The following is a 24,522-nucleotide window of genomic DNA, read 5'->3' as shown; positions in this document are numbered from 1 at the left end:
TTTTCATTTCGTCTATTATATCAACCAAATTACCATAACTGGATTTTTTACTTGGTTTTATTATAACGGTAAGTCCACGTCCGGGTTTACCTAAAGCAGCTGAGTATTCCAGAACTGTTTTATTTCTGTCAAACAATTCCTTTCTGATTCCATTTTTACCATATTGCATCCCTTTTGGAGCAGCAATGGGAGCATATATTAATCCGGAGTAGACAATAATTTTGTTATTTTTATCTAAAAGCACTGTGGTTGAACGATTTTCATCTGGTCTATAACAACCTCCTAAAAAACACTCATCACCACAATCTGGAGTATAATATTCCATCGCTTTTGGTTTAGACAATTCACCAACAACCATAAAAAATATAATCAGCAAAAATGAAACACTTACCATAGCAGTTAAATCAACTTTTGCATTTAACTTTTTACTTCTTACTTTTTTTGGCAGGTTTTGCATAGCTATAGTTTTAGTGATTGAGAATGTTTTTAATTTAAGGCTAGTAGTTTAACTTCTTCGGGGGTATATTCATTTACAATCGAATAGGTTTCAATTTTGGCAATTGCCATTTCGTCTAGAATATCAACAAGATTTTTAAAATTGCTTTTTTTGCTGGGTTTTATAATTACAATTGTACCGTTTTTAGGTTTTCCAAGCGCGGTCGAATATTCTGTAATTTTCTTATTTCTTTCAAATAGTTGTTTTCTAATTCCACTTTCTCCATAAACGCTACTTTTTGGGTTTTCAAGAGGAGAAAGTAATAATCCTGAATAGGTAACAATTTTGTCATCATCATCTAATAAGATTGTATAAATACGATTGGAATCAATACAACCAATTGGTCCGCAGGAGATATCCCCATTATCAGGTAAAGCTAAATCAATACCTTTTGGTTTAGACAATTCACCAACAACCATAAAAAATATAATCAGCAAAAATGAAACACTCACCATTGCGGTTAAATCAACTCTTGCATTTAACTTTTTACTTCTTACTTTTTTTGGAAGATTTTGCATAATAAATTGGTTTTGATTCTAAAGTTATAAAAATATATTGAATGAAAGACAGTTGCTTAAAATTGATTTTGAATAATAAGAATGATAGGTTATAAACAGGTAATTCCACCTGCTCTGTACAGAATTTTTTGATGTAATTTAGTACAGTTTTAAAGTACTGAAAATTCCAGTATCTTACAGAGAATCAATTGACTAATCGATTGATTTTTCGGCTGGTTTAGTTTCTAGCTAGTTTATTAATCATTAAACCTCATTTATTATGGATATAGTAACCGATCTAACCGCCGAAGCAATATCCTATCTGACTCTTTTTCAGGATATTTTGAAAAAGAATTCTAATAATTCATTCCCACGAGAGTTTTTGGGAAGAAATTCCTGGAGTAATTTGGGCAAAAACAGTGATCGGGATTATGGGATAATAGAAGAGTTGACTCCGAGCCAGATAGACGAGATTTCGGACTTAGTCTGGCATAGCCCGGATAATCGTAATGATGAAATTCTCATAAGAATATATTTAGATACTGTTTATGATCTTTTAGAATGGCTTGCTTCTAATATTGCTATAAAGTACAAAGATAAAAGTGCATCATCTGAACTTTTATTGTTCAGGGTACCTTTTTTTTGGAGGCAGCAAATAAGGGCAATGCTTTATGGAGAAGGGTTTGAGGAACGCAAAAAATTGGCAGCAGTGCTTCGATACATGCCTGTACAAGTAGTTCAGGTTATTTGCCGTCAGAGCAATTCAGCCTATGAGATACGTCTTTATCAATTTTACACAGCGATAGACAAAGAATATGATTACTCTAGTATCTTAAACAAGGCTGATTTTAGTAATCATAAAGCGTGGTGGGAAAAAAACAGAGAGGATGCTTTACAGTATCTTACTGATGACAAATTACTTCTTAGAAAATTATTAGATAAAGATTCAGACAGTAGAAGCAGAATCGAATTTCCTCTGCCATTTGAAACATTTTTTAATGATGAGCTTCACGAGATTAGCAAAGCCCGTAAAAAAAAGAGTGAGGAATGGCAGGCATCAAAAACAACGGATGAAAATTTTGATATAGAATTGCCGAAGAAATCTGTTGAAGAGAAAAATATACACGATCCAATGTTGAAAGCGGTAGATATGAAGCTTGTAGGACTTGCATTTTCAGGCGGAGGAATCCGTTCGGCTACCTTTAATCTTGGGATACTCCAGAAATTGGCAAGTTTGGGTGTTTTAGATAAGATAGATTATATCTCGACAGTATCAGGCGGAGGTTACATAGGAACATGGTACACCTCCTGGATTAAACGCTCCGGGTCTTTTAGTAAAGTGACAGATCAGTTATGTCCGGATAAATCATCTGATCCGTTTGCCGATGAAGTGCGTCCGATACGCTGGCTCAGAATGTTTAGCAATTATCTTTCTCCAAACGTTGGTACAATGTCTCCGGATGCCTGGACATCAGGATTAACGTGGTTAAGAAATACTCTTGTTAATCAGGCAGTGTTGTTATTGGTTTTACTCACCGTTCTTTCGTTTATTTTAGATCTTTATAAAGGATGGGAGTATCTCGGAGAAATTTTACGAAAAGTAAATACAAACAATACCAGACTATTTTTCTTGTGGAATTTAGGGATGCTGTCCGTTGTAGCATTTATAGCAGCAAGCGCTATGAGCTCTAATTATAAAATAAGTGAAAAAAGAAAAGTAGCGCGTTTTTCAAAAAAATGGAATGGATTTATTTTGACAGGGATAAAAGATGCACTGCCACACCTGCTGATCAGTTGGAGTGTAATTTGTGCTTTGCTGATGAGTGCATTTTTAATTAATACCGATCTGTATGATGTTTGCCCTGAAGGGAATCCTATTAAGTGGTTATTATTAGTGATATCTCTTCCGTCATTTATAGCATTAATTTTAGTGGCGTTAAAGGGGAATTATGGTAAAAGATACGATTTAATAGAATTAGGTAAGGCAAATGTAGTGGCAAAAGAATCCTCTGAAGTAGAAAGAAGGAGATTGGAAAGTGAGAAGTGGGAGACCGGACTCAAAAATTGGACTGTGATAGTGATATCTTCAGCAGTGGCTTCTGTCGTTGTTGGTCTATTGTTTTATTTATTTTGGAAGAATATTAATTTTATTGCATTAGAATTTCGCACTGGCTTAGAAAGCATATTTGGTATAGAATCAAAGTTATGGGACAACGCAGTTTTTGAATCTAAAGTAAAATTATTAGTTAGTATTCCTATTGTTCTCGAAATTTTTACTCTTTCTATAATCACAAGAATGGCTATAATGGGAAAGGTATTTCCCGATTATCGAAGGGAGTGGTGGGGAAGAACGGGAGCTTATTTACATCGATTTATGTTTTTTTGGATTCTTATTTGTTTTACAGCATTAATTATGCCCGATTTATGGGAAAATTTTAATGTTGAGGACGCTTTGATTGGGATACCTATTACCGGAGGCTGGGCAGCAATAGTTGCCTGGGGTGTAAAAATAGCATTTACGTCTAAAGGTGATGAAGATCCAAAGAAGTTTATGGGCATTATGAATAAGGTTGCTAAGATTGTACCATTTATTTTTATGATTGGGGTGCTTCTTATTGGGTCGGCTATTATAGAGCTGATCAGGAAAACGGATGAAAATATTTTAGGTAATTTGGGAATATCGATAGGATTGTTAATTATCACATTTTTACTGAGCTGGCGTGTTGGAGTCAATGAGTTTTCCCTTCACCATTTTTATCGCAACCGACTTATAAGAGCTTTTATGGGAGCCACCCGTAGCAGGGAAGATCGTATTAAAACTGCAAATGTATTTACTGGTTTTGATACAGACGATGATGTATTGCTGTCATCAATGAAGGTCGAAGACGGTTATTTTGGTCCATATCCTATTTTGAATACAGCACTCAATGCTACTGTTGTTTCGGCATTAGACCGTCAGGATCGTAAAGCGGAATCCTTTGTATTTACACCTCTGTATTGTGGATATGATTTTAGTCCAACACGCCCGTCTACTTATTACGTGGATCACGTATACGAATACGGTTATCGTCCTACGAATAGATTTTCAAATGTAAATGGAGGACCAACTATTGGTACCGCTATGGCTATTTCAGGAGCAGCAGTAAATCCGAATTGGGGATATCATTCTTCAGCACCTATGGCGTTTTTGTTAACCATGTTTAATGTTCGTTTGGGACGATGGATTGGTAATACGAGACTTAAACGTTGGAAGGATTCTAATCCGAGATTTGGTTTATTGTACATTATTTATGATTTGATTGGTAAATCTGATATCAACATGGAGTATGTAAGTCTTTCAGATGGAGGGCATTTTGACAATATGGGATTGTATGAACTCATTAGAAGACGTTGTCATCATATCATATTGGGAGATGGTGAACAAGATCAGGACATAGCCTGTGAAGGTCTGGCCAATGCGATTAGAAGATGCCGTATTGATTTTGGTGTAGAGATTATTTTTGAAGACTTTAAAGATATTACGAAGCGAGATGGGAAGTCAAAGGAGCATATTATTAAAGGAGAAATTACTTATCCGGGCATAAAAAGAAAAGGAACGTTAATCTATATAAAAGCTGCATTAACGGGGGATGAGCCTATTGATATACGAGAATATGCTTTGGCTAATCCCGATTTTCCACAACAATCTACAGCAGATCAGTTTTTTGATGAAGCACAGTTTGAGAGCTATCGAAAATTGGGTTATCATTCAATCAGTCGTAAAACAGAATTGGGCTTTACATGAATCAAACGATTCTTAGAAAAAAATAATGATTTAAGGTTAATGTTTTTAAGTTAAAAGGGAAGGAAGTTCGATTTTTTTTAAAAAAATATTTCTTTTCTAAAGCCTTGTTATTTAGCGGATTTTGAAAAATATTCAGTATAATATTAGTTTTTTTGAAGATGTATTAAAACCAAAACTAATATTACCGCGTAAATGAGCTTATAACCTAAAATATTAATTATGAAAACTAGAAATTTTTTAGCCGTAGCAATCCTGGTATTAGGATTTGGATTTACATCATTTGCGCAAAAAACCGTAATGGTTGGAGGAGCCGCAATGTATCCTACTAAAAATATTATTGAAAATGCCGTTAATTCAAAAGACCACACGACATTAGTGGCAGCTGTAAAAGCAGCCGGATTAGTGGAAACCCTTGAAGGAAAGGGACCGTTTACTGTTTTTGCCCCAACAAATGCAGCATTTGATAAATTACCAAAAGGAACTGTTGAAACATTATTGAAACCAGAAAACAAAAAAATGCTTCAAAATATCCTGACTTACCATGTAGTAGCAGGAAAATGGAATGCTTCAGGTATTGCAAAAGCAATTAAAGAGGGTAAAGGGAAAGCAACTATTAAAGCGGTTAACGGTGGTACACTGACAGCCTGGATGAAAGGAAAAGATTTATACCTTACTGACGAAAGCGGAAACAGTGCTAAAGTTACTATTGCAGATGTAAATCAGTCAAATGGTGTAATTCACGTAATTGATACGGTATTATTGCCAAAAAGTTAATATAATTTTTAGACACCAAGTCTTAGACTTAATTCTTAAATTCCAAATTCCGACTTTCAAATTGGGATTTGGAATTTGAATTTTTGCGATTTACCTCTTTGCAGTTAAAGTTGATCCTGCCGAAGCAATTACAACACATAGTACTGCTAAAATTTCATAAAAGTTTAAATGTTCCTGCAAGAAAATAAAAGCGCAGATAGCTGCCGCAGCGGGCTCTAAACTCATTAAAATACTAAAAGTACGAGGAGGGAGCTGACCCAGAGCTTTCATTTCGAGTGTAAATGGAATGGCACTGGATAGAAGAGCCAGAGCAACACCCATCCCGAAAAGTTTAGGGGTAAGATTTATCAATCCGTTTTCATAGATACCAAACGGTAGAATTAAAATGGCTCCGAATAGCATTCCGGTGGCAACTGCTTCTCCGCCATGCATAATTTTAGAAACTTTTCCGCCCAGAACAATATAGGCAGCCCATAAAGCACCTGCAAAAAGAGCAAATAAAACACCTATAGGATCGATTTGGTCATTTGACCATGGAGCTATTAAAACTATTCCAATTGCTGCCAGTACAACCCAGCAATAATCAAGCAAACGTTTCGAGCCGACGATGGCAACCAGTAATGGACCTATAAATTCAAGTGTCACTGCCAGACCAATCGGGATTCTTTCTATTGCACTATAAAAAACTAAATTCATAGCGCCAAGTGTCAAACCATAAGGAAGAACAATTCTCCATTGTTTTGGAGTAATTGCTTTTAAATTGGGTCTGTATGCTAAAAGTAAAATGACAGCCGAAATTCCGATTCGCAAAGAAGCTGTTCCCGCAGCACCTATAGTTGGGAATAAACTTTTTGCAATGGCAGCCCCACACTGAACACTTATAATTGCAAGAAGTACAGCGTAAACAGGGGGGATATTGAATTCTTTATTTTTCATGGAAATGTAATGGAGAGAAAAACGGCCAATATAGCCGATAACCGAAGACGGTTGGGTAGAGCTTTGAAAAGATTTTTTAGAATACTATCCTAAAGCTCTTTTGGTAACATAAGCCCGATAACCAATAACGGCCATCTGCCATTTTTTTGCTTTCGTAATGTCCAGACCTTGTTTCGTAAAACTCGGCAACAGTATTTTATTGATTCGGGCTAAAATTTTGTACATAAGTGCTTAATTTTTTGCAAAGATATAAAAAAAAGACTTTGCGGTCAGGCAAAGTCTTTGTTGTTGATTTTTAAGTTTTTATATTGTTTTGAAGTAAATCCTGAATTATGATCTTCTGCTTTCTAAATCTCTTCTTTGGTCTCTTTCTTTCTGTCTTGCGTCTCTTTCTTTCTGTCTTGCGTCTCTTTCTTTTTGCCTTGCATCTCTTTCATGTTGTTTTGCATCTTTTTGGTACTGTTTCATGTCTTTTTTGACATGTTCCATATCTTGCTCGTACTGCTTTATATTGATGTCGTACTCTTTAGAATCTTTTCCATATTTAACTTCTATGTTCTCGGCAAATTTTTCCATTTCGGCACTGAATTTATCCATTGCAGCCTCATACTTTTGCATATCTTTCTCATAATTTGCATCTCTTTGCGATAAGAATTCATTCAATTGTTTTTCGTAGGCGGCAATACTTGGTTCGATAGATTTTACTTTCTTTTCATATTCGGCCATATCTTTCTTAAAATTAGCCATGTCAGCTTTACTGCCTGAACTTATTGGTGGCATTGGAGGCATTGGAACATTTAATGTAGGCATTTGTGGCATTGCTCCATTAGGAAATGACGGTGGAGTCGGAGGGGTTGGAGGTGTAAGAGGGTCACCATCTGTATCATTAATTTCATCTCTCTCTGCAACCTGATTTCTAAAAATTCGGGGGTTACTTGGAGCATCATCCGTTATTAACGCTATATTCTTGGAACCGTTATCTTGGGTTGATACCACAATTCCACAGCCTTTAATCGCTTTATTGCTTTCAATGTGAATGGTTTGTGTTTTTCCATTTTGTCTTTTCACGTCTACTTTAATGGCGGTCAGCTCATTTTCACTGTTTCTTTTTACATCCGAAATAACAACATCAACATTGTGTTTTTGTTTTAAATCGGCTGTAATTTTTTTAAGTTCCTGATCTGTAGTGTTTTTTTGGATTTTAATAACCTCGGTTGAGTCATTTTTTTCGATGATCCCTTTCGATTCTCTACCTTCTTTAGCCTCTTTTTCTTGTGCGATGGTTTTAATTTGGAATAAAAAGATAAAAGCAGCTAGTGCCGGAATGATGGCATAATACTTCCAGTAATTCCATTTCTTTGATTGATTTTTGTTTAACATGACAATTCGTTTTTTGATTAATGATTGATAAAAATGATTGGTGATTGCAACACAGCTTTCGTGTGCTGTTATTTTTAAAAGCGTGTATTGATACGCTTTTTTGTCGGTTATTATTTTGGCAGCCTCACTGTCGGCAATAAATTCAAGGTTTTGAAGAATTGCTTTTTTGTACAGCCAGATAAAAGGATTGAACCAAAATAAGACGCAAAATACTCTAGAGATTAAAACATCCATCGTATGATTTTGGTCACTATGTACCTTTTCGTGTTCGATAATACTCTCTAATTCTAATGCGGTATACATCGATGAGTTGTATACGATATAATCAAAATAAGAAAAAGGAGCAATGTTTTCGTTGATATCGACAAATTTAAAATCGGCCTGCTGCAGTACTTTTTTCCCTTTTAGAACAGAATTAAGACTATAAAAGTCAATCATGAATTTTATGACCAAAGCCAAAAATCCGATACCATACACAGCCAGTACAACATAATTCCAATTGATTTCAAAAGGATCTTCTGCTACAGCGGGCGAAAGATATGCTTTCGAATAATCCATTGCAGCGATTGTTGTTTTTGAGGCAGCCATTACAGGAGCCTGAACAATAGGAGTGGGTTCTATCCATACAATTTTGGTGTAAACTAAAAAAGGTAAAGCAACGGAGGTAATTAATCCTGCTAATAAGAACCATCGGCTGCTGTTAAAAAAGGTTTCTTTGCGCAATAAAAAATAATAAGCACAATAGAACAATATTACCAGTCCGCTTGATTTTGCGATAAAAATGAAAAAGGCTTCCATAACTAACTATTTTTTCTTTTAGGGAGTTTCGATCATGACTAAGATTTCTCGTAATTCTGCTGCCGAGATTTTTTCTTCTTTGGCAAAAAATGAAACCATACTTTTATAAGAGCTGTTAAAATAATTATCGATAGCAGTATGCATAAACCCTTTTCGATATTCTTCAATACTCACCAGTGGATAGTATTGATGTGTATTTCCAAAAGCGCTATGACTTACATAGCCTTTTTCTTCCAGATTACGAACAATTGTAGATAAAGTGTTGTAATGGGGTTGATCTTCTGTGATCTCTGCCTGAATTTCTTTTACAAAAGCTTTTTGAAGCTTCCATAAAATGTGCATGATCTCCTCTTCTTTGTTGGTTAGCTTTTGCATTTTAAGCTTTCCTATTGATGTGTTTCGATTTCGATTACACCATTAGCCCCTTTTTCTCCATATTTAGCAGTGGCTTCACTTCCTTTATAGACACTCATTTTTTTAATATGTTTTGGTTTAAGGTCTTCAAGCTTATAATTGGCAGGCATTTCAACTCCGTCAACGATGGTAAGTTTAGTCCCTTTTGTGCTGCCTTTACCCGATGTCGAAACAATAATTTTACCATCACTATTTGAGGTAGATACGCTGGTTGTTCCGTTATCATCTGTAATTACAGTAGTAGTGCTAGTATTTGTATGAGTATTGCCAGCAATTTCTTTGTCAGTACCAGAATTAGTGTTAACATTTTTAGTTTGTTTAAGGATTACTTTTTTGTTTTTTACTTTTTTGGATTCTTTGTGGCTTTCAGAATTATTACTTTCATCAGCAGTCTGAATGCCAACATTTTTGCTGCCATTCGTATCCGTTGTAACAATTAATCCAAAATCTTTAATGGCTTCATTTCCTGAAGTCTGAACAGATTGTGCTTGCTGTTTGCCATTTTTAACATCAATTTTGATTGATATTAATTCACTATCAGCATTTCTTTTTATCTCAGAAGCCTTAAATTCAATGTTATGAATTGCTTTTAATTTTTCTTTGATCTCCTTTAATTCAGCATCTGTCGTATTTTTTTTGATTTTGTAAACATCTACAGATTCTGTTTTTCCTGAAATTACCTTTGCCGTTTGTTGTTTTTCTTTGGCAATTACTTCGATTTGAAATACTAATACAAATGCTGCAAGTGCCGGAACTATTGCTCCAAATTTCCAGGAATTTCTTTTCTTTGATTGATTTTTGTTTAACATGACAATTCGTTTTTTGATTAATGATTGATAAAAATGATTGGTGATTGCAACACAGCTTTCATGTGTTGTAATTTTTAAAAGTGTGTACTGATACGCTTTTTTGTCGGAGATTTTTCGTGCAGCTTCACTATCGGCGATGAATTCCAGATTTTGAAGAATTGCTTTTTTATACAGCCACATGATCGGGTTGAACCAAAAGAGAACGCAGAATATTCTTGACAGTAAAACATCTGCAGTATGATTTTGCTCACTATGCACCTTTTCATGCTCGATAATACTTTCTAATTCCGAAGGCGTGTACATTGATGAGTTGTACACGATATAATCAAAATAAGAGAAAGGAGCAATATTTTCGTTGGTATCGATGAATTTGAAATCGGCTTGCTGCGTGATTTTCTTTCCTTTCAGAACTGCATTTAGACTATAAAAGTCGTAGGCAAATTTTAAAAGTAATCCTAGAAGTACTATAACGTAGACTGAAAGCAGCACCAAATTCCAGTTGATTAAGGAAGCATTATTTTCGACAAGCGGCGGTTGGTAAACAGTAGTATAATTCAAATGGGTGTCGGGAGTAGGTTTTACCCAAACAGTTTTAGAGTATACCAAAAAAGGCAACACTACTGAGGTAATCAAACCAGCCAATAAAAACCATCTGTTGCTGTTAAAAAAGGTTTCTTTGCGCAATAAAAAATAATAAGCACAATAGAACAATATTAATAAACCACCGGATTTTGCGATAAATAAGAAAAGTGCTTCCATAAACAATTATTTTTCTCCTTTTGGATTTTCGATCATGTCTAAAATTTCACGTAATTCTGCTGCCGAAATTTTCTCCTCTTTAGCAAAGAATGAAACCATATTTTTATACGAACTATTAAAATAGTTGTCAATTGCCGTATTCATATACTTTTTACTGTAGGCCTCTAAAGTAATGATTGGATAATATTGATGTGTGTTTCCAAAAGCATTGTGCCCCACAAATCCTTTCTCTTCCAGATTGCGCACTATAGTCGATAAAGTATTGTAGTGGGGTTGATCTTCTGTGATCTCTGCCTGAACTTCCTTTACAAAAGCTTTTTTAAGCCTCCATAAAATATGCATGATTTCCTCTTCTTTGTTCGTTAACTTTTGCATGTTTTCTAATTTTAATTCAAACCTACAACTATTTTTCTAGTTACGCAACTATAAAAATAGTTGTTTAACTAAAAATTACGTTTTGAATGTCTCTTAGAGGGATTAAAGTTAGTTTAAAATTAGGTTTAATGGGTTGTTTTATAGGTTTTTAACATGGTTTAAGGACGTCTTAAAATGTACTCGTAGATTTAAAGTTTAAAAAAGAAGTCAAGGAAAACTTGTATAATAGAGCTTGAACAGAATCTGAATAAAAGCTAAATGGATTATGGGTTGTATAGCTTTTTTGAAATTTTGGAAGGCAAATATTAGAGAATAGCATTATCTGCAAAAGAAAAATAAGATTCTGAAGTGATTATTAAGTGATCTACTAAAACAATGTCCAGGATTGTACCTGCCTCTTTTATTTTTTTAGTAATCAATTTGTCAGCAAGTGAAGGAAGTATTTTGCCCGATGGATGATTGTGAATTATAATAATGCCTGTTGCATTTGTTTTGAGCGCTGCCACGAACAATAATCTAAGGTCAACACAAGCCCCTGTTGTTCCTCCTGACGAAATTTCAAATATTCCCAATACTTTATTTGATCTGTCGAGCAGGAATACTTTAAACTGCTCGAGAAACTCAATTTTTCCGGGGTCCCAGATTTTCAGAGCCAATTTATAAACTGAACTAGCAGAACCTATATGCGGGCGCTGGGATGCTTTTACTTTGGTTTTGTAAATTAATTCAATCTCTGAGGCGATTTGCCAATTTTGTTTTTCTTTTTGCATGATACTAAAAAATTACAAATTAATTGCAATAGGATTAACTATTTAGGAGGAGGTTATAATTGATTTGTTAGTGAATATCATTGATTGGAATGATCAATATATATTCAGCTAATATAAAAAAAAAAATAGGTTGTTGTTATAAGATCTTATAACATTTTTTAAGAAAATAATTACGCTTTTTGTTTAAAAGATTAGTAATGGAAAAATTTAAAGCAGAGAAACTTGAAAAATTTGGAGAACATATAAGGAAGCTTAGAAACGAGCAAAATTTAAGTCAAGATATGGTTGTATTAAATAGTGAGAGACTTATCAAAGCTACAATAAGTGATATTGAAAATGGTAAAAGAAATTTATCCTTTACTACACTCTTAGATCTGGCAAAAGGATTAGGAAAACATCCAAGAGAATTATTGGACTTTGACCTGTAAAAATTGTTTTCATATATAAACAAACCCGACAGGTTTTTGAAACCTGTCGGGTTTAATAAACGATAAACGATAAGGGATATAAGGAGAGTAAGTTTTTAAGAAATTTTCTCCCTGACCAATGCCTTTTTAATCCAAAAGCAGCATAGCGTTGCAAAAACTCCAATAGAAGCCATGAAAAGCCAATTGATTTGGTATCCGAACCGGGAGATGATTTCGAAGCCTACTTTTGCACTCACAATATGTGCAAGACTAAAACTCATGGTGTAAAGTGCCATATAACGGCCTTCTTGTCCGCGTGGAGCCCGGCTTAGTGCAAAAGCATTCGAGAAAGGGAAGTTGAGAATTTCTCCAATCGAGAAAAGAATCATGCTGATTACCAGAATCCATGCCCAAACATTAATCAATAATAAAAAGAAACTCAGGGCTATAATGGAAGATCCAAGTGTGATAATTTTTATTTTAGGAAAGCCTTTCCGCTCCATAAAAGCAACAGTTGGCATTTCCAAAGTAAAAATAAGCAACCCGTTTAGTGTCATTAAGAGTCCGGTCTGAAACGCGCTTAAACCAAATTTTTCGTTATGATACAGCGGTAAAGTGGTAAAAAGCTGGAAGAATATGATAGCCGTCGCGAAACACACAAACAAGAAAACCCAAAAGATTTTGTCCTGAAGAACTGATTTTTTAACTTCGGTATTTTCGATTTTATCTTCGTCTAGTATTTTTTTCTTCTCTTTAACCAGTATGGCAAATATCGAAATGGCGATGATACACGATGCACCGTCTACCCAAAATAAGCCTGAATACCCCATACCCATAATAATCAAACCTCCTAATGCTGGTCCTGCGGCAAATCCTAAATTAACGGCAAGACGTACCAAACTAAGGGCACGCGTTCGGTTTTCGGGTTCAGAATAGGCACCAAGCGAAACATACATCGCCGGGCGAAACATATCGGCAATAGTCATTAAAGTAAATATCGCGATGCAAAGCGTCCAGAAATGGGTAACATATTGAATAAGGAAAAGGAAAACTCCACTAGTAAACAAACTAAAAATCATGATTTTGTAAAACCCGATTTTGTCTGTTAATTTTCCACCCAGCCAGGAACCTAACATTGATCCGAAACCAAAAGCCACCATAATCCAGCCTACCTGAATGTACGTAAAATGCAAATCTTCTTTTAAATATTTGGACAAAAATGGAAGCACCATGGTTCCGGCACGATTGATAAAAGTAACAATAGCAAGAATCCAAATTTCTCTCGAAAAACCTTTAAAATTATTGATGTAGCGGCTAAAAGCGGTTTTAAGCATTATAAATAAGTTATTTGCAACAAAGTTAGTAAACTTTGTATGGATGAGCGGTTGCTGCTTTGTTACTTTTGAACTATTTTTGCTCAAAATTTCTAAGATGAAAAAAAGTATAGTTTTTTTAGTATTGTTAGCGATTAATTTTTGCTTGGGACAAAGTAAATTTGATCAAAAGGAAAGTGAAAAGTTTCAAAAGACAATAAATTCAGAATATGCTGATGCTAAGACGAGTCCGTTAATGGCAGAAGATCTGAAAACCTTTAAAAGTTTAGATTTTTATCCCATAAATGCAAAGTATTTTGTGACTGCAAAATTAGAGAAAGCACAAAATGAAAAAGTTTTCGAAATGAAAACGACCGGAACAAGAACGCCAAAATACATCAAATACGGAACTTTATATTTTACAATTGACGGAGTGGCCCTTAAATTGAATGTTTACAGAAACATAGAACTTTCGAAAACGAAGGAGTATAAAGATCATCTGTTCTTACCATTTTCAGATTTAACTTCGGGTAAAGGAAGTTACATCGGAGGAAGATACATTGATTTAAAAGTTCCAAAAGGAAACACAATTGCGGTTGATTTTAATATGGCCTACAATCCGTATTGCGCTTATAATCATAAATATTCATGTCCGATAGTTCCTTTGGAAAACGATCTGAATGTAGAAATCAAAGCGGGAGTTAAAGCATTTCATTAAATGGAATTTTTTAATTTTCATACCCATCACTTTAAAAATCAAGCCAATGTGCTGGAATTGGTCAATCAATACCCACAGGAGTTTGATACTTCGATTCCGTTTTATTCCATAGGAATTCATCCTTGGTACATAAAAGAGGATCAAATTGATGCTGAATTGAAAATTATAGAAGAAAAATTACAATCGAATAATTGTCTGGCTATCGGTGAATGCGGCTTAGACAAGCGAATCGAGATTCCGTTGGAACAGCAATTAATCGTTTTTGAAAAGCAACTGGCACTGGCGGAGAAGTATCAAAAACCGGTTGTCATCCATTGTGTTGCTGCTTTCCAGGAAGTGATTGCACTGAAGAAGAAAATGAAAATTTCGGTTCCGATGATTGTTCATGGTTTTTCAAAAAACGATCAGATTGCCGCGCAGCTAATTAAAGAAGGATTTTATATTTCGTTTGGAAAATATCTTTTGCGAAATCCCGATTTAAAAACTGTTTTTCAGACCATACCTAAGGATCGCTTTTTTTTGGAAACGGATACGATTGAGGAAAGTATAGAGCAGGTTTATGAATTGGCATCGCAATATAAAGGTTTAACCATTAAAGAATTGCAAAAGATTGTGTCGGATAATTTCAATGCTGTTTTTGGGAAAAGTAATGAGAATTAAAATTTCAATTTTAGAAAATCCAAATTCCAAAAAGTTCTCGACTTCGCTCGAACTGACCAACGTAAAACCTGAAACCTGAAACAAATAAACTGAAACCTGAAACAAATAAAAAAATAAACAAAAATAACAAGATTAACATATGGCAGAGTGGACAGAAAGAGCCGAGCTTTTATTTACGAAAGAAGGATTGCAAAACCTACAAAATTCCAATGTGTTGGTAGTAGGTTTAGGAGGAGTTGGATCATTTGCAGCTGAATTTTTGGCAAGAGCAGGAGTAGGAAGTATGACTATTGTTGATGGCGATGTAGTAGATATTACAAACATTAACAGACAATTACCGGCTTTGCACTCCACTGTTGGTCAACCTAAAATTACGATTGTTGGAGACCGTTTGATGGACATCAATCCGGAATTGAAGCTAACGAGAGTACAGGAGTTTTTGTCTCCTGAAAGAGCTTTTGAGATGGTTTCTTCTGAGTTTGATTATGTGTTGGATTGTATCGACAGTATCACACCAAAATTAAACCTGATCATTGCTGCAAAACGTAAGAGAGTAAAAATTATCAGCAGTATGGGTGCGGGCGGAAAAATGCTGGCTTCGAAAGTAAAAGTAACGGATATTTCAAAAACAATAAACTGTTACTTCTCTAAAACAATCAGAAAGCGTCTAAAAGCCGAAAAAATAAACAAACTAAAAGTAGTTTTCTCTTCTGAAATTCAGGACGAGAAAAGTTTAAAACTAACAGACGGGAAAAACTTCAAAAAATCATTCTACGGAACCAACAGTTATATGCCGGGTCTATTTGGTCTGCATGTTGCCGAAACGGTGATTCGTTATTTGCTGAAGAAGGAGTAGAAAAGGTTCTAAGATACTAAGGTTCTGAGGTACTAAGTCTTTAGTAAATAAGTTTCAGAAAAAAAACTCAGAACCTTAGAATCTCAGTACCTTAGTACCTTAAGAAAAAAACTTAGAACCTTAGCCCCTCACAACCTTAGTAACTAAAAAAAAATGATAAAAACAGTAATCTTCGATATGGATGGTGTCATTGTAGACACTGAACCTGTACATCGTTATGCTTATTACAAACAATTTACCGAACTGAATATTACAGTAACGGAAGAGATGTACACTTCGTTTACCGGATTTTCGACACGAAATACCTTTCAGACTCTAAAAGAGCTTTTTCCAACAATTGAGCACGAAGTTGAAGATTTAATCCAACGAAAAAGAAATATTTTTAATGACGCCTTTGATACCAAAGAAGATTTGTACTTATTAGAAGGTGTTGAAGATTTGATCAAAGATCTATACGCTAACGGAATACAGTTAATTTTGGCTTCTTCGGCTTCAAAAGTAACGATTGAACGTGTGTTTACCAGATTCAATTTGCACCAGTATTTTACCGATATTGTCAGTGGTGAAGATTTTCCGCAATCTAAGCCAAATCCGGCCATTTTTGTGCATGCAGCTTCGCTATCGAAAACTCCAAAAGAAAACTGTATTATCATTGAAGACAGTACAAATGGAGTGAAAGCAGCAAAAGGCGCTGGCGTATATTGTGTAGGGTATAACAGTCATCATTCGAAATTACAGGATTTATCAGATGCTGATTTGATTATCAATCACTTTAGTGAGCTGAATGCGCAAAAAATATCACAGTTAGACGCTTGAATTAAGTTAAATTTAACATTTATTCGCTAATTGAATTTGTAAATTTGAGGGAACAAAATAAACTAACAAAATGAAAAAACTACTTATCGCATTAGCCATTGTTTTGGCTCCTTTTGCTACAGAAGCACAAATAAAAACTCCGCAAGCGAGTCCTAAAGGATATATCAAGCAAACCGTTGGATTGACTGACGTTGAAGTTACCTATTCAAGACCGGGTGCCAGAGGAAGAGCTGTATTTGGAAATCTGGTTCCGTTTGGAAAATTATGGAGAACCGGAGCTAATGAAAACACGATCATTAATTTTAGTGATGATGTAGTGATCGACGGGAAAACATTGAAAAAAGGTAAATATGCAATTTATACGATTCCTAAAATTGAAAGCTGGGAAGTTATTTTTTACCTTTCTACTGATAACTGGGGATTACCTGAAAACTGGAGTGATGCTTATGTAGCTTTGAGAACCACGGTAAAAGAAGATGCATTGCCAACTCCGGTAGAGACTTTTACTATTGGAATTAATGGTTTAGACCCAAACTACGGTTATTTAGAAATGTCCTGGGAAAATTCTCATGTAGCATTAAAGTTTGAAGTACCAACTGCAAAAACGGCTACGGCAAGTATTGAGAAAGTTTTAGGAGGACCAAGTTCAAACGATTATTTTTCAGCTGCAACTTACTTGTTTCAGGCAAACGGAAACATCGAAACTGCCAGAACTTATATAGATAAATCATTAGACCTTAGCGCTGATAAACCATATTACATTTTAAGATTGAAATCGCAAATTCAGGCAAAACAAGGAGATAAAAAAGGAGCAATTGAAACCGCTAAAATTTCCCTTGCTGCTGCAGAAGCTGCTAAAAATCAAGACTACGTAAAATTAAATAAAGACAGTATCGCTGAGTGGAGCAGATAATAATTCACTGAATTATTAAATTCTAAATTTTAAAAATCCAAATTCCAGATTCCAATGTTCAATTGGGATTTGGGATTTGGATTTTTTATTTAGTATTGCTTGGGAAGTCTTAAAAAAATATTTCAGAATTCACCCTGGCGTGCTTTGCGTAAACCTTCGCGTTCTTTGCGGTTAAAAAAAATAGAAGATTTATTTAAAACAGACAGACCTGTCTGTTTTTATTAAAAATTGTTTACATTTGTACTTCCAAACGTAAACCAAACATGCAGCCCAAAGAACGAATTTTAGATAAAGCCTCCGTTTTGTTTCATACCCAAGGATATAATTCCACAGGTATAAATCAGATTATTGAAGAAGCGAAAGTGGCAAAAGCGAGTTTTTATCAACATTTTAAATCAAAAGAAGATTTATGTGTCGCCTTTTTAGAGTGGCGTCATGAATATTGGTTTGCAAAGTTGGAACAATTCACTTCAGATCAAAAAGATTCTAAATTAAAAGTTTTGGCTTCTTTTGACTTTTTAATAGCCATGAATCAAAAGGAAAATTTCAGAGGATGTAGTTTTTTGAACCTACTTTCAGAAATACCTTCAGATAATGAGAAAGTACTGAGTGTCATTCAAAGCCATAAATCAGACTTACGAAATTACTTTAAAGCGGAGATTGAAAATGAGCTTTTGGCAGATCATATTTATTTACTGTTTGAAAGCTGTATCATCGAAAGTCAGTTATTCCAATCAAATCATCTTATCGAGCAATCCAAGAAAATAATTCAAACTTTAATTTTATAGTTATGGAACAGAAGTTACCATTGCCGCCTTTTACTTATGAAACGGCATTAGAAAAAATTCAATTGGCAGAAGACGCCTGGAACAGTCAGGATCCTGAGCGTGTTTCAAAAGCGTATACCGTTGATAGCGAATGGCGAAACAGAGATCAGTTTGTCAATGGAAGAGAGGCTATCATTCGCTTTTTGACTCAAAAATGGGAGAAGGAAAGACATTACAAACTCAAAAAAGAATATTGGGCACATACAGAAAACAGAATTGCCGTGCGATTTGAGTACGAATATCAGACTCCGGATGGAAACTGGTTCAGAGCCTACGGAAATGAAAACTGGGAGTTTGATGCTAACGGACTTATGCAGAAGCGATTCGCCAGTATAAATGACTTGCCAATTAAAGAAGAGGACAGGAAATTGAAGTAGATAGCATTAGTTCTGACATTGATATTGAAATGGAGTTATATACCTCGGTTTTAGACGCGGATGTAGCGGATTCGTTTCACGAAAACGCGGATTAACACGGATTTTTTCATGTATCATTCTCATGAAGGAAAATTTCTGGTCAAGCTCCGAAGGAGCGAAATAGTTATAGCCATAACAAAATTATCCAATACAATAAAAAGCTCCGAAGGAGCGACATAATTTATCGGGGAAAAGTTTGTAAATGTTTGATTTTAAAGAGTAATACAGTTTCTTGTGCCAAATGAGCACAATATTGGTTAAAATGCTAAAAAAACAAATCTGTATTTTTGTGAAACGAATCCGTAAAACTCAGCGCATTAAATTCGTAACATTCTTAATGAGAACACATCCTAAAATTAGTTCAAACTTGGCGGCTCAGGAATTTTAATGCTTTTTTTAATTTTCTTGACAATCAAAAGGTAAACTGTGATGCTGCCCAAAATAATGAGAAGTGCAATTTGCAATTGCCCAAGACTATTGTTTTTACTGTACATCGCATTGGCACTCGCGAGTTTTGCTTTTCCTTCCTGAATCTGAATTTGGGATAAAGCTTCTAAGGTTTTTAGAGCTTCATTGCTTGAAACGGCAATTTTATTCCAGTTTTTGGCAGCAACCTGATGGTTTATTTCTTTACAGGAATTTAAAAAAGCATCGAAATACTGTTTTTCCGTATCGGTCAGTACAGTTTTGGCATATAAATCGTCAATGGTGTGGATAATATTTAATGTCTGAATGATTTCGTCTTTTTTGATAGTATCGCTTAAATCCAGTTTTTCGGCTTCCGATTTTATAAAATGGAGTTCTTTGGAGTATTGAAAAATGTAATGTGCAACCACTAAGCGGTCTTTGTAAATTGCGTTAATATTTTCATTTACATTTTTTGAATTTAGAAGTGTATTGAAATTCCCCAGAAGAATTAGAAGCATTACAATCAATAAAATAAAAGCAGCTTTAGTCTTATTGCTGTATTTTTTCAAATCTTTCATAGCGTTGGAATTTAAACGGTTGCTTTCTCAAAGATAAAAATTTTGTCGAAGAATTAGCTGAAGTAAAATGTTAGTTGTTAGATGGTTTTGAATTACCAGATTATCCACTACAGCTTATAAAAAAAAAATAATCTTCCAAAATCAAATTTAGAAGATTATTTTTTAATTGTCTGGGTTTAATTTTTTTAACTTGAAAAGGCTGTATGCTAAATTCAGGTTTTAGAATTACTAGATAATGATTTCCTCTGCGTCCGGTTCATTTCTAAAAAAGGCCAGCTGCATGAATAATGAGAGAACAATTGTCAGAATGGCTCCAATGAAATTCAACCATAAGTACCCCAGTTTTTCCTGACCGCTCGGGTAAATTGCAATCATAAAATAATAAATGATAAATATGGTAAGCTGACTGATTATAGCGCTATAAAACATGGCTTTGGCCTTTACGCGTCGGAGATAGAAGCCGACTAAAAAGATGCCCAGAACGGTTCCGTAGAAAATAGATCCAATAATGTTTACCAATTGAATTAAGTTTTCGAACAAAGTTCCCACGCAGGCAAAAAGTATCGCTACAATTCCCCAGAATAAGGTGAAAAACTTGGTCGCGTTCAGATAATGTTTCTCTGATTTTTCAGTTTTCAGATTTCTTTTGTAAATATCAATGGCAGTCGTCGACGCTAAAGCATTTAACCCTGAAGCCGTTGAAGACATTGCGGCTGAAAGAATTACGGCTAAAAGTAGGCCAATTAGTCCTTTTGGCAAGTAATTGAGAATAAAATGAAAGAAGACGTAATCTTTATCATTAGTTTCACTGTTGCTATCAGCCTTGGAAATGATTTCTTTGGCACGGTCACGAAGGTCTTTTTCTTTATTGGACAATGTAACCAGTTCTTTTCGTAAAATCGGATTGTCGAAATCCTGATTCAGCTGGTCGATGTATAATAAATTGATCACTTTTTTGTCTTCCGATAAACTGCTTAGTTTTTTCTCTAAAGCATGGTATTCCTCTTTGTAAGGTGATTTTTCGATGACAATTTTATTGTTGGGATTGAAATTTAACGGAACGGGATTGAACTGAAAAAAGACAAAAACCATAACTCCGGTCAGCAGAATAAAGAATTGCATAGGAACCTTTAAAAGTCCATTCATGATTAGTCCCATTTGACTTTCACGAACTGATTTTCCGGATAAATAGCGACCAACCTGCGATTGATCGGTTCCGAAATAGGCAAGAGCGAGGAAAAAACCACCAGTGATTCCACTCCAGAAAGTATATTTTTCTTCCGGATCAAAAGAGAAATCGACAATATTCATTTTATCGTTGGCTCCGGCAATGTGCAGCGCACTGGTAAAAGTCATATCGTTTGGCAGGTAGTGCAGAATCAGGAAAAAAGTGATAAACATTCCCGACATGATTACAAACATTTGCTGCTTCTGAGTCACGTTTACTGCCTTTGTTCCTCCGGAAAAGGTATAAATGATAACCATAACCCCAATTATAATGTTCATTAGAGTTAAATTCCATCCCAAAAGAGCCGAGAGAATAATCGCCGGTGCATAAATGGTTAAACCGGTTCCTAAACCTCTCTGAACTAAAAATAAAATGGCAGCCAGGGAACGGGTTTTTAAATCGAATCTCTTTTCCAGAAACTCATAAGCGGTAAATACTTTATTTTTATGATAAAGAGGAATAAAAGTCACACAAATGACAATCATGGCAATTGGCAGTCCAAAATAGAACTGTATGAAACCCATTCCGTCATGATAGGCCTGTCCTGGAGTCGAAAGAAAAGTAATAGCACTGGCTTGAGTGGCCATAACGGATAGTCCGACGGTATACCAGGGAGTTTCGTTGTTTCCAAGAATAAAATCTTCGACGTTTTTACTTCCTTTGGTTTTCCAAGAGCCGTACCCAACGATGAATAAAAGAGTAACGATCAGTACGATCCAATCAAATAGCTGCATAAGTTATGAGTATAATTTCATGATTAAGAAAAAAATCAGAATGTAAATGGCGTTGGCTACTAAAACATAAGTGTAGCTTTTCTTCCATTTTTTTATTTTTTTAGTTTCCATATTGGGAATAGTTTACTTTTTTAATTCCTGTTTGGGAGCCTCTATGGGCTGTTTTAATGAAATCATATTCGATAACAATCGATAAGCTCCGGCAACACCTTCGGGCAGTTCTCTAAAGAAGCTTAAACCGGTGTAAATATAGTATCCTTTTCCGTAGGGTGCCACCAATAGAGCACCATTTTTAGCCGATTCTCCTTTGTCATGTGAAGAAAGAATAGGAGTAAAGGCAGGATCATACTGATCAGGATAATACAAACCCTGTTCTTGTTTCCAGCCTTCAAAATCTTTAGTACTGATTTTGTTTGGTGTGTTTAAAATAGGGTGATTAGGAGCCAGAAAAGTGATTTTAGCATTTTCTTCGGTCACACGGTCGTTTGATATTTTTAACGGATAAGGAGCAATTTGATCGGTTACCGTTTGTCCGTACGTATTGTATTGTACAATCATGTTTTTACCACTTTTCACAAAGTTGAAAAGGATATTTTGTTTGTGTGCCAAAGCATTTATAGTATTATAGGCACGTACTCCGGTCATTACAACATTGAAGGAGTCCAGTTTTTCGGGTGTGATTTCTTCCGGTTTAATAATACTGACTTTGTATCCCATTTGCGCTAAACTTTCTGGAACTTCATCACCGGCACCCATAATATAAGCTATCGAATCACCATTTGTTTTTAACTCAATTCGGATGCATTTTGACTCAGCCGGTTTTAAAACCATTTGTTTGGTAATATGACTGTAATCGATAATGGTCTGATCTTTGTCAAAACGTTTACCATCGACAACAGCAATACTTTTAGCAACAGTTTCTTCCGGATTTACGGGTGGTGTAACTTCAAAGTAAAAGATCTGTTCGTTTCCTTTGTTCTCTAAAGTAAAAGGAATTTCCTTAGGAGAAACGCTCCAGCTTTTTGGTAATTCCAATTGCAGATTTCCTTTGATACCGTCTTTCCCTGCACGTACTTTTACCGGTACTAACTTGCTTTTCGTACTTCCAAAAATTAAAACTTTTTCAAGAACTGAGGTAGTAACTTCAGGAACAATATCAAGGAAATTGTACATTTCTCCCTTTACACCGTCATTGTATTTGTAGATTACAGTGCGTTCGAACGGAATTTCTACACCATTTATTTTGACATTAAAAACTACTTTGACTTGTCTGATAATATCGGGAATACCAATGTTTTCCTGATTAGAAACCGTATACATTCCTTCAGTTGCTTTTTCTTTTAACCAATAAGGCTGCGTGTATTCTAATGTAGTAGGAAGCTGAATTTGGTAGCTTATTTTTTGATCGTTATTGTTTTTCAGCAGTATATTTTGTGGAGTGCTTTTCTGATCCGGTAGTGAAGTCACACTGCTTAATTGCATTTCGATTGAAGATCTGTTAATGGCTTCCAGAGTAACTTTAATAGTGCTTCCCGGAGTGGCTTCCTGCTCAATTGCTGCCGCTTCCAGATACAATCCGGTACAGGAAGCGATGATATTTTTGATGGCGATTGATTTTACAGACTTCCAGTGATCGTCTTCCAATGCCTCAATCATCGTATAGGCTTTAATCAGATCCGGAATACTGGCTGACGGATTGCTGAAATCATATTTGGCGATGATGGAAGAGATTAAATCTCCAACAGGTTTTCCGTTTTTAACGCGGTTCCATGAAGTATCAATTCCTTCAAATAAATTAGTTTTGTCTATCGGACGATCACCGTTGATGAGTTCTAAAAATTCGGTTTCGTCACCACGTGATCCGGTACTTCCAAAACCTTGGGATTGATGACGGCTGCGGCTTAAAGCAGCAATTTCCTGATTTGACTTTCCAATTCCCGGATAGTAAACTCCGGTTTCCAATTGAATAAAGTTGGATTTATTTGCAGCTTTAAATTTTTCCTGACTTCCGTAGAACCACCAGGATGTATTGAAAAACTGACGTTTCACCTGCCAGGGTTTTACATATTTTAATTGTTCCGGATATGTTTTCGGATCATTGGTGAGTTTAAAGCTTTCCACACTTAGCATCGCCGATGATGTATGATGCCCGTGGGTAGTACCTGGTGAACGGTGATCAAATCGGTTGATGATTACATCCGGTTGAAATTTTCGGATCGTCCAAATCATATCGGCCAGTACCTTATCTTTATTCCAGATTTCTAATGTTTCATCAGGGGTTTTAGAATAGCCAAAATCATTTGCACGGGAGAAAAACTGTTCACCGCCATCAATTTTTCTGGCTTCGATTAGTTCTTGTGTTCTGATAACACCTAACAATTCGCGTAATTGTGGACCAATTAAATTTTGTCCACCATCACCGCGAGTTAAAGACAAATAACCTGTTCTGGCATTTACTTCATTGGCCATATAAGAAATTAGGCGGGTATTTTCGTCATCCGGATGCGCTGCAATGTACAATACTGAACCTAAAAAGTTTAATTTTTTAATTTGGTTGTAAATTTCAACAGAACTTGGTTTTTGTGGTTGTTGTGCAAAAGAAAGAGAAATGCCTGATAAAAAAAAGAGAAGAATTTGTATCTGAATTTTTCGCATAATAAGGTTAGGTGTTTTTTGATAGCGTTTCAAAAATACTAATTAAATCATGGAAGAGTATTTAAATGAAATGTTAATGTTTGGTTATTGATTTGCTTTTTTAAGAAAATTGATTCAAAAAAAAAGCTGCCAGATCAAATCTGACAGCTTTATAGAAAATAGATCTAATGTATTAGATCACGTGGTATTTCTTAGGATTGC

At 35.2% G+C, this 24,522-nt stretch carries 23 protein-coding genes; 10 read left to right on the top strand and 13 right to left on the bottom strand.

Features of this window, described 5'->3' with window-relative positions:
- On the bottom strand, positions 1–457 hold a 457-nt coding region (locus tag JO950_RS11965), incomplete at its 3' end, for a biopolymer transporter ExbD (protein ID WP_202702853.1).
- Positions 458–486: 29 nt separating this feature from the next.
- Positions 487–1,014 (bottom strand): biopolymer transporter ExbD, encoded by a 528-nt coding sequence (locus tag JO950_RS11960; RefSeq protein WP_202702852.1) that lies wholly within the window; start codon positions 1,012–1,014, stop codon positions 487–489.
- Positions 1,015–1,273: 259 nt separating this feature from the next.
- Between JO950_RS11960 and JO950_RS11955 the strand changes: the two genes are divergently transcribed.
- Entirely contained in the window at positions 1,274–4,777 is a 3,504-nt protein-coding gene (locus JO950_RS11955) for a patatin-like phospholipase family protein (protein ID WP_202702851.1), read from the top strand.
- A gap of 219 nt (positions 4,778–4,996) precedes the next feature.
- Positions 4,997–5,551 (top strand): fasciclin domain-containing protein, encoded by a 555-nt coding sequence (locus JO950_RS11950; protein ID WP_202702850.1) that lies wholly within the window; start codon positions 4,997–4,999, stop codon positions 5,549–5,551.
- Between the two features lie 90 nt (positions 5,552–5,641).
- On the opposite strand, the gene JO950_RS11945 is transcribed toward JO950_RS11950, so the two are convergent.
- The 7 genes from JO950_RS11945 to JO950_RS11915 all read right to left on the bottom strand — a co-directional run bounded on the left by JO950_RS11945 (position 5,642) and on the right by JO950_RS11915 (position 11,792).
- Positions 5,642–6,487: a DMT family transporter gene (locus JO950_RS11945; protein WP_202702849.1), complete on the bottom strand. Its 846-nt coding sequence runs from the start codon at positions 6,485–6,487 to the stop codon at positions 5,642–5,644.
- Between the two features lie 84 nt (positions 6,488–6,571).
- Complete coding sequence (locus JO950_RS11940) at positions 6,572–6,712, bottom strand: SsrA-binding protein (protein WP_070907978.1); 141 nt, start codon at positions 6,710–6,712, stop codon at positions 6,572–6,574.
- Positions 6,713–6,817: 105 nt separating this feature from the next.
- The gene (locus tag JO950_RS11935) at positions 6,818–8,665 is read right to left on the bottom strand and encodes a M56 family metallopeptidase (protein ID WP_202702848.1); all 1,848 of its coding nucleotides are present in this window, start codon (positions 8,663–8,665) and stop codon (positions 6,818–6,820) included.
- Positions 8,666–8,683: 18 nt separating this feature from the next.
- Positions 8,684–9,040, bottom strand: a complete 357-nt coding sequence (locus JO950_RS11930; protein ID WP_017498599.1) for a BlaI/MecI/CopY family transcriptional regulator — start codon at positions 9,038–9,040, stop codon at positions 8,684–8,686.
- Positions 9,041–9,051: 11 nt separating this feature from the next.
- A complete protein-coding gene (locus tag JO950_RS11925) occupies positions 9,052–10,647 on the bottom strand; it encodes a M56 family metallopeptidase (RefSeq protein ID WP_202702847.1) in 1,596 nt (531 codons plus the stop codon).
- Positions 10,648–10,653: 6 nt separating this feature from the next.
- On the bottom strand, positions 10,654–11,022 hold the full coding sequence (locus JO950_RS11920; protein WP_202702846.1) for a BlaI/MecI/CopY family transcriptional regulator: 369 nt from the start codon (positions 11,020–11,022) through the stop codon (positions 10,654–10,656).
- Positions 11,023–11,327: 305 nt separating this feature from the next.
- The gene (locus JO950_RS11915; RefSeq protein ID WP_202702845.1) at positions 11,328–11,792 is read right to left on the bottom strand and encodes a JAB domain-containing protein; all 465 of its coding nucleotides are present in this window, start codon (positions 11,790–11,792) and stop codon (positions 11,328–11,330) included.
- A gap of 197 nt (positions 11,793–11,989) precedes the next feature.
- Between JO950_RS11915 and JO950_RS11910 the strand changes: the two genes are divergently transcribed.
- Entirely contained in the window at positions 11,990–12,220 is a 231-nt protein-coding gene (locus JO950_RS11910) for a helix-turn-helix domain-containing protein (protein WP_202702844.1), read from the top strand.
- Positions 12,221–12,315: 95 nt separating this feature from the next.
- Here JO950_RS11910 and JO950_RS11905 read toward each other — a convergent pair whose 3' ends face one another.
- Positions 12,316–13,533: an MFS transporter gene (locus tag JO950_RS11905; RefSeq protein WP_202702843.1), complete on the bottom strand. Its 1,218-nt coding sequence runs from the start codon at positions 13,531–13,533 to the stop codon at positions 12,316–12,318.
- 97 nt (positions 13,534–13,630) lie between these two features.
- Here JO950_RS11905 and JO950_RS11900 point away from each other — a divergent pair, with 97 nt between their 5' ends.
- From JO950_RS11900 to JO950_RS11870, 7 genes are all read left to right on the top strand, one after another.
- Positions 13,631–14,230, top strand: a complete 600-nt coding sequence (locus JO950_RS11900; protein ID WP_202702842.1) for a DUF1684 domain-containing protein — start codon at positions 13,631–13,633, stop codon at positions 14,228–14,230.
- Positions 14,231–14,890 carry a TatD family hydrolase gene (locus JO950_RS11895; RefSeq protein ID WP_202702841.1) on the top strand — a complete coding sequence of 220 codons (660 nt, stop codon included), beginning with the start codon at positions 14,231–14,233 and terminating at the stop codon, positions 14,888–14,890.
- A 139-nt stretch (positions 14,891–15,029) separates the two neighbouring features.
- The gene (locus tag JO950_RS11890) at positions 15,030–15,746 is read left to right on the top strand and encodes a ThiF family adenylyltransferase (RefSeq protein ID WP_202702840.1); all 717 of its coding nucleotides are present in this window, start codon (positions 15,030–15,032) and stop codon (positions 15,744–15,746) included.
- Positions 15,747–15,899: 153 nt separating this feature from the next.
- On the top strand, positions 15,900–16,562 hold the full coding sequence (locus tag JO950_RS11885) for an HAD family phosphatase (protein WP_202702839.1): 663 nt from the start codon (positions 15,900–15,902) through the stop codon (positions 16,560–16,562).
- 70 nt (positions 16,563–16,632) lie between these two features.
- Positions 16,633–17,475, top strand: coding sequence for a DUF2911 domain-containing protein (locus JO950_RS11880; protein ID WP_202702838.1), 843 nt, complete (start codon positions 16,633–16,635; stop codon positions 17,473–17,475).
- Positions 17,476–17,738: 263 nt separating this feature from the next.
- Complete coding sequence (locus JO950_RS11875) at positions 17,739–18,263, top strand: TetR/AcrR family transcriptional regulator (RefSeq protein WP_202702837.1); 525 nt, start codon at positions 17,739–17,741, stop codon at positions 18,261–18,263.
- Positions 18,264–18,265: 2 nt separating this feature from the next.
- Complete coding sequence (locus JO950_RS11870) at positions 18,266–18,679, top strand: nuclear transport factor 2 family protein (protein ID WP_202702836.1); 414 nt, start codon at positions 18,266–18,268, stop codon at positions 18,677–18,679.
- Between the two features lie 395 nt (positions 18,680–19,074).
- Here JO950_RS11870 and JO950_RS11865 read toward each other — a convergent pair whose 3' ends face one another.
- The 3 genes from JO950_RS11865 to JO950_RS11855 all read right to left on the bottom strand — a co-directional run bounded on the left by JO950_RS11865 (position 19,075) and on the right by JO950_RS11855 (position 24,321).
- Positions 19,075–19,704, bottom strand: a complete 630-nt coding sequence (locus JO950_RS11865; protein WP_202702835.1) for an MCP four helix bundle domain-containing protein — start codon at positions 19,702–19,704, stop codon at positions 19,075–19,077.
- Positions 19,705–19,932: 228 nt separating this feature from the next.
- Entirely contained in the window at positions 19,933–21,666 is a 1,734-nt protein-coding gene (locus JO950_RS11860; RefSeq protein WP_202702834.1) for a sodium:solute symporter, read from the bottom strand.
- A gap of 123 nt (positions 21,667–21,789) precedes the next feature.
- A complete protein-coding gene (locus JO950_RS11855; protein ID WP_202702833.1) occupies positions 21,790–24,321 on the bottom strand; it encodes a PIG-L family deacetylase in 2,532 nt (843 codons plus the stop codon).
- Between the last annotated feature and the right edge of the window lie 201 nt (positions 24,322–24,522).

The sequence above is a fragment of the Flavobacterium sp. UGB4466 genome, assembly GCF_903469665.1.
Taxonomy (GTDB): Bacteria; Bacteroidota; Bacteroidia; order Flavobacteriales; family Flavobacteriaceae; genus Flavobacterium; species Flavobacterium lipolyticum.
This window is presented reverse-complemented; position numbering and strand designations above follow the sequence as displayed.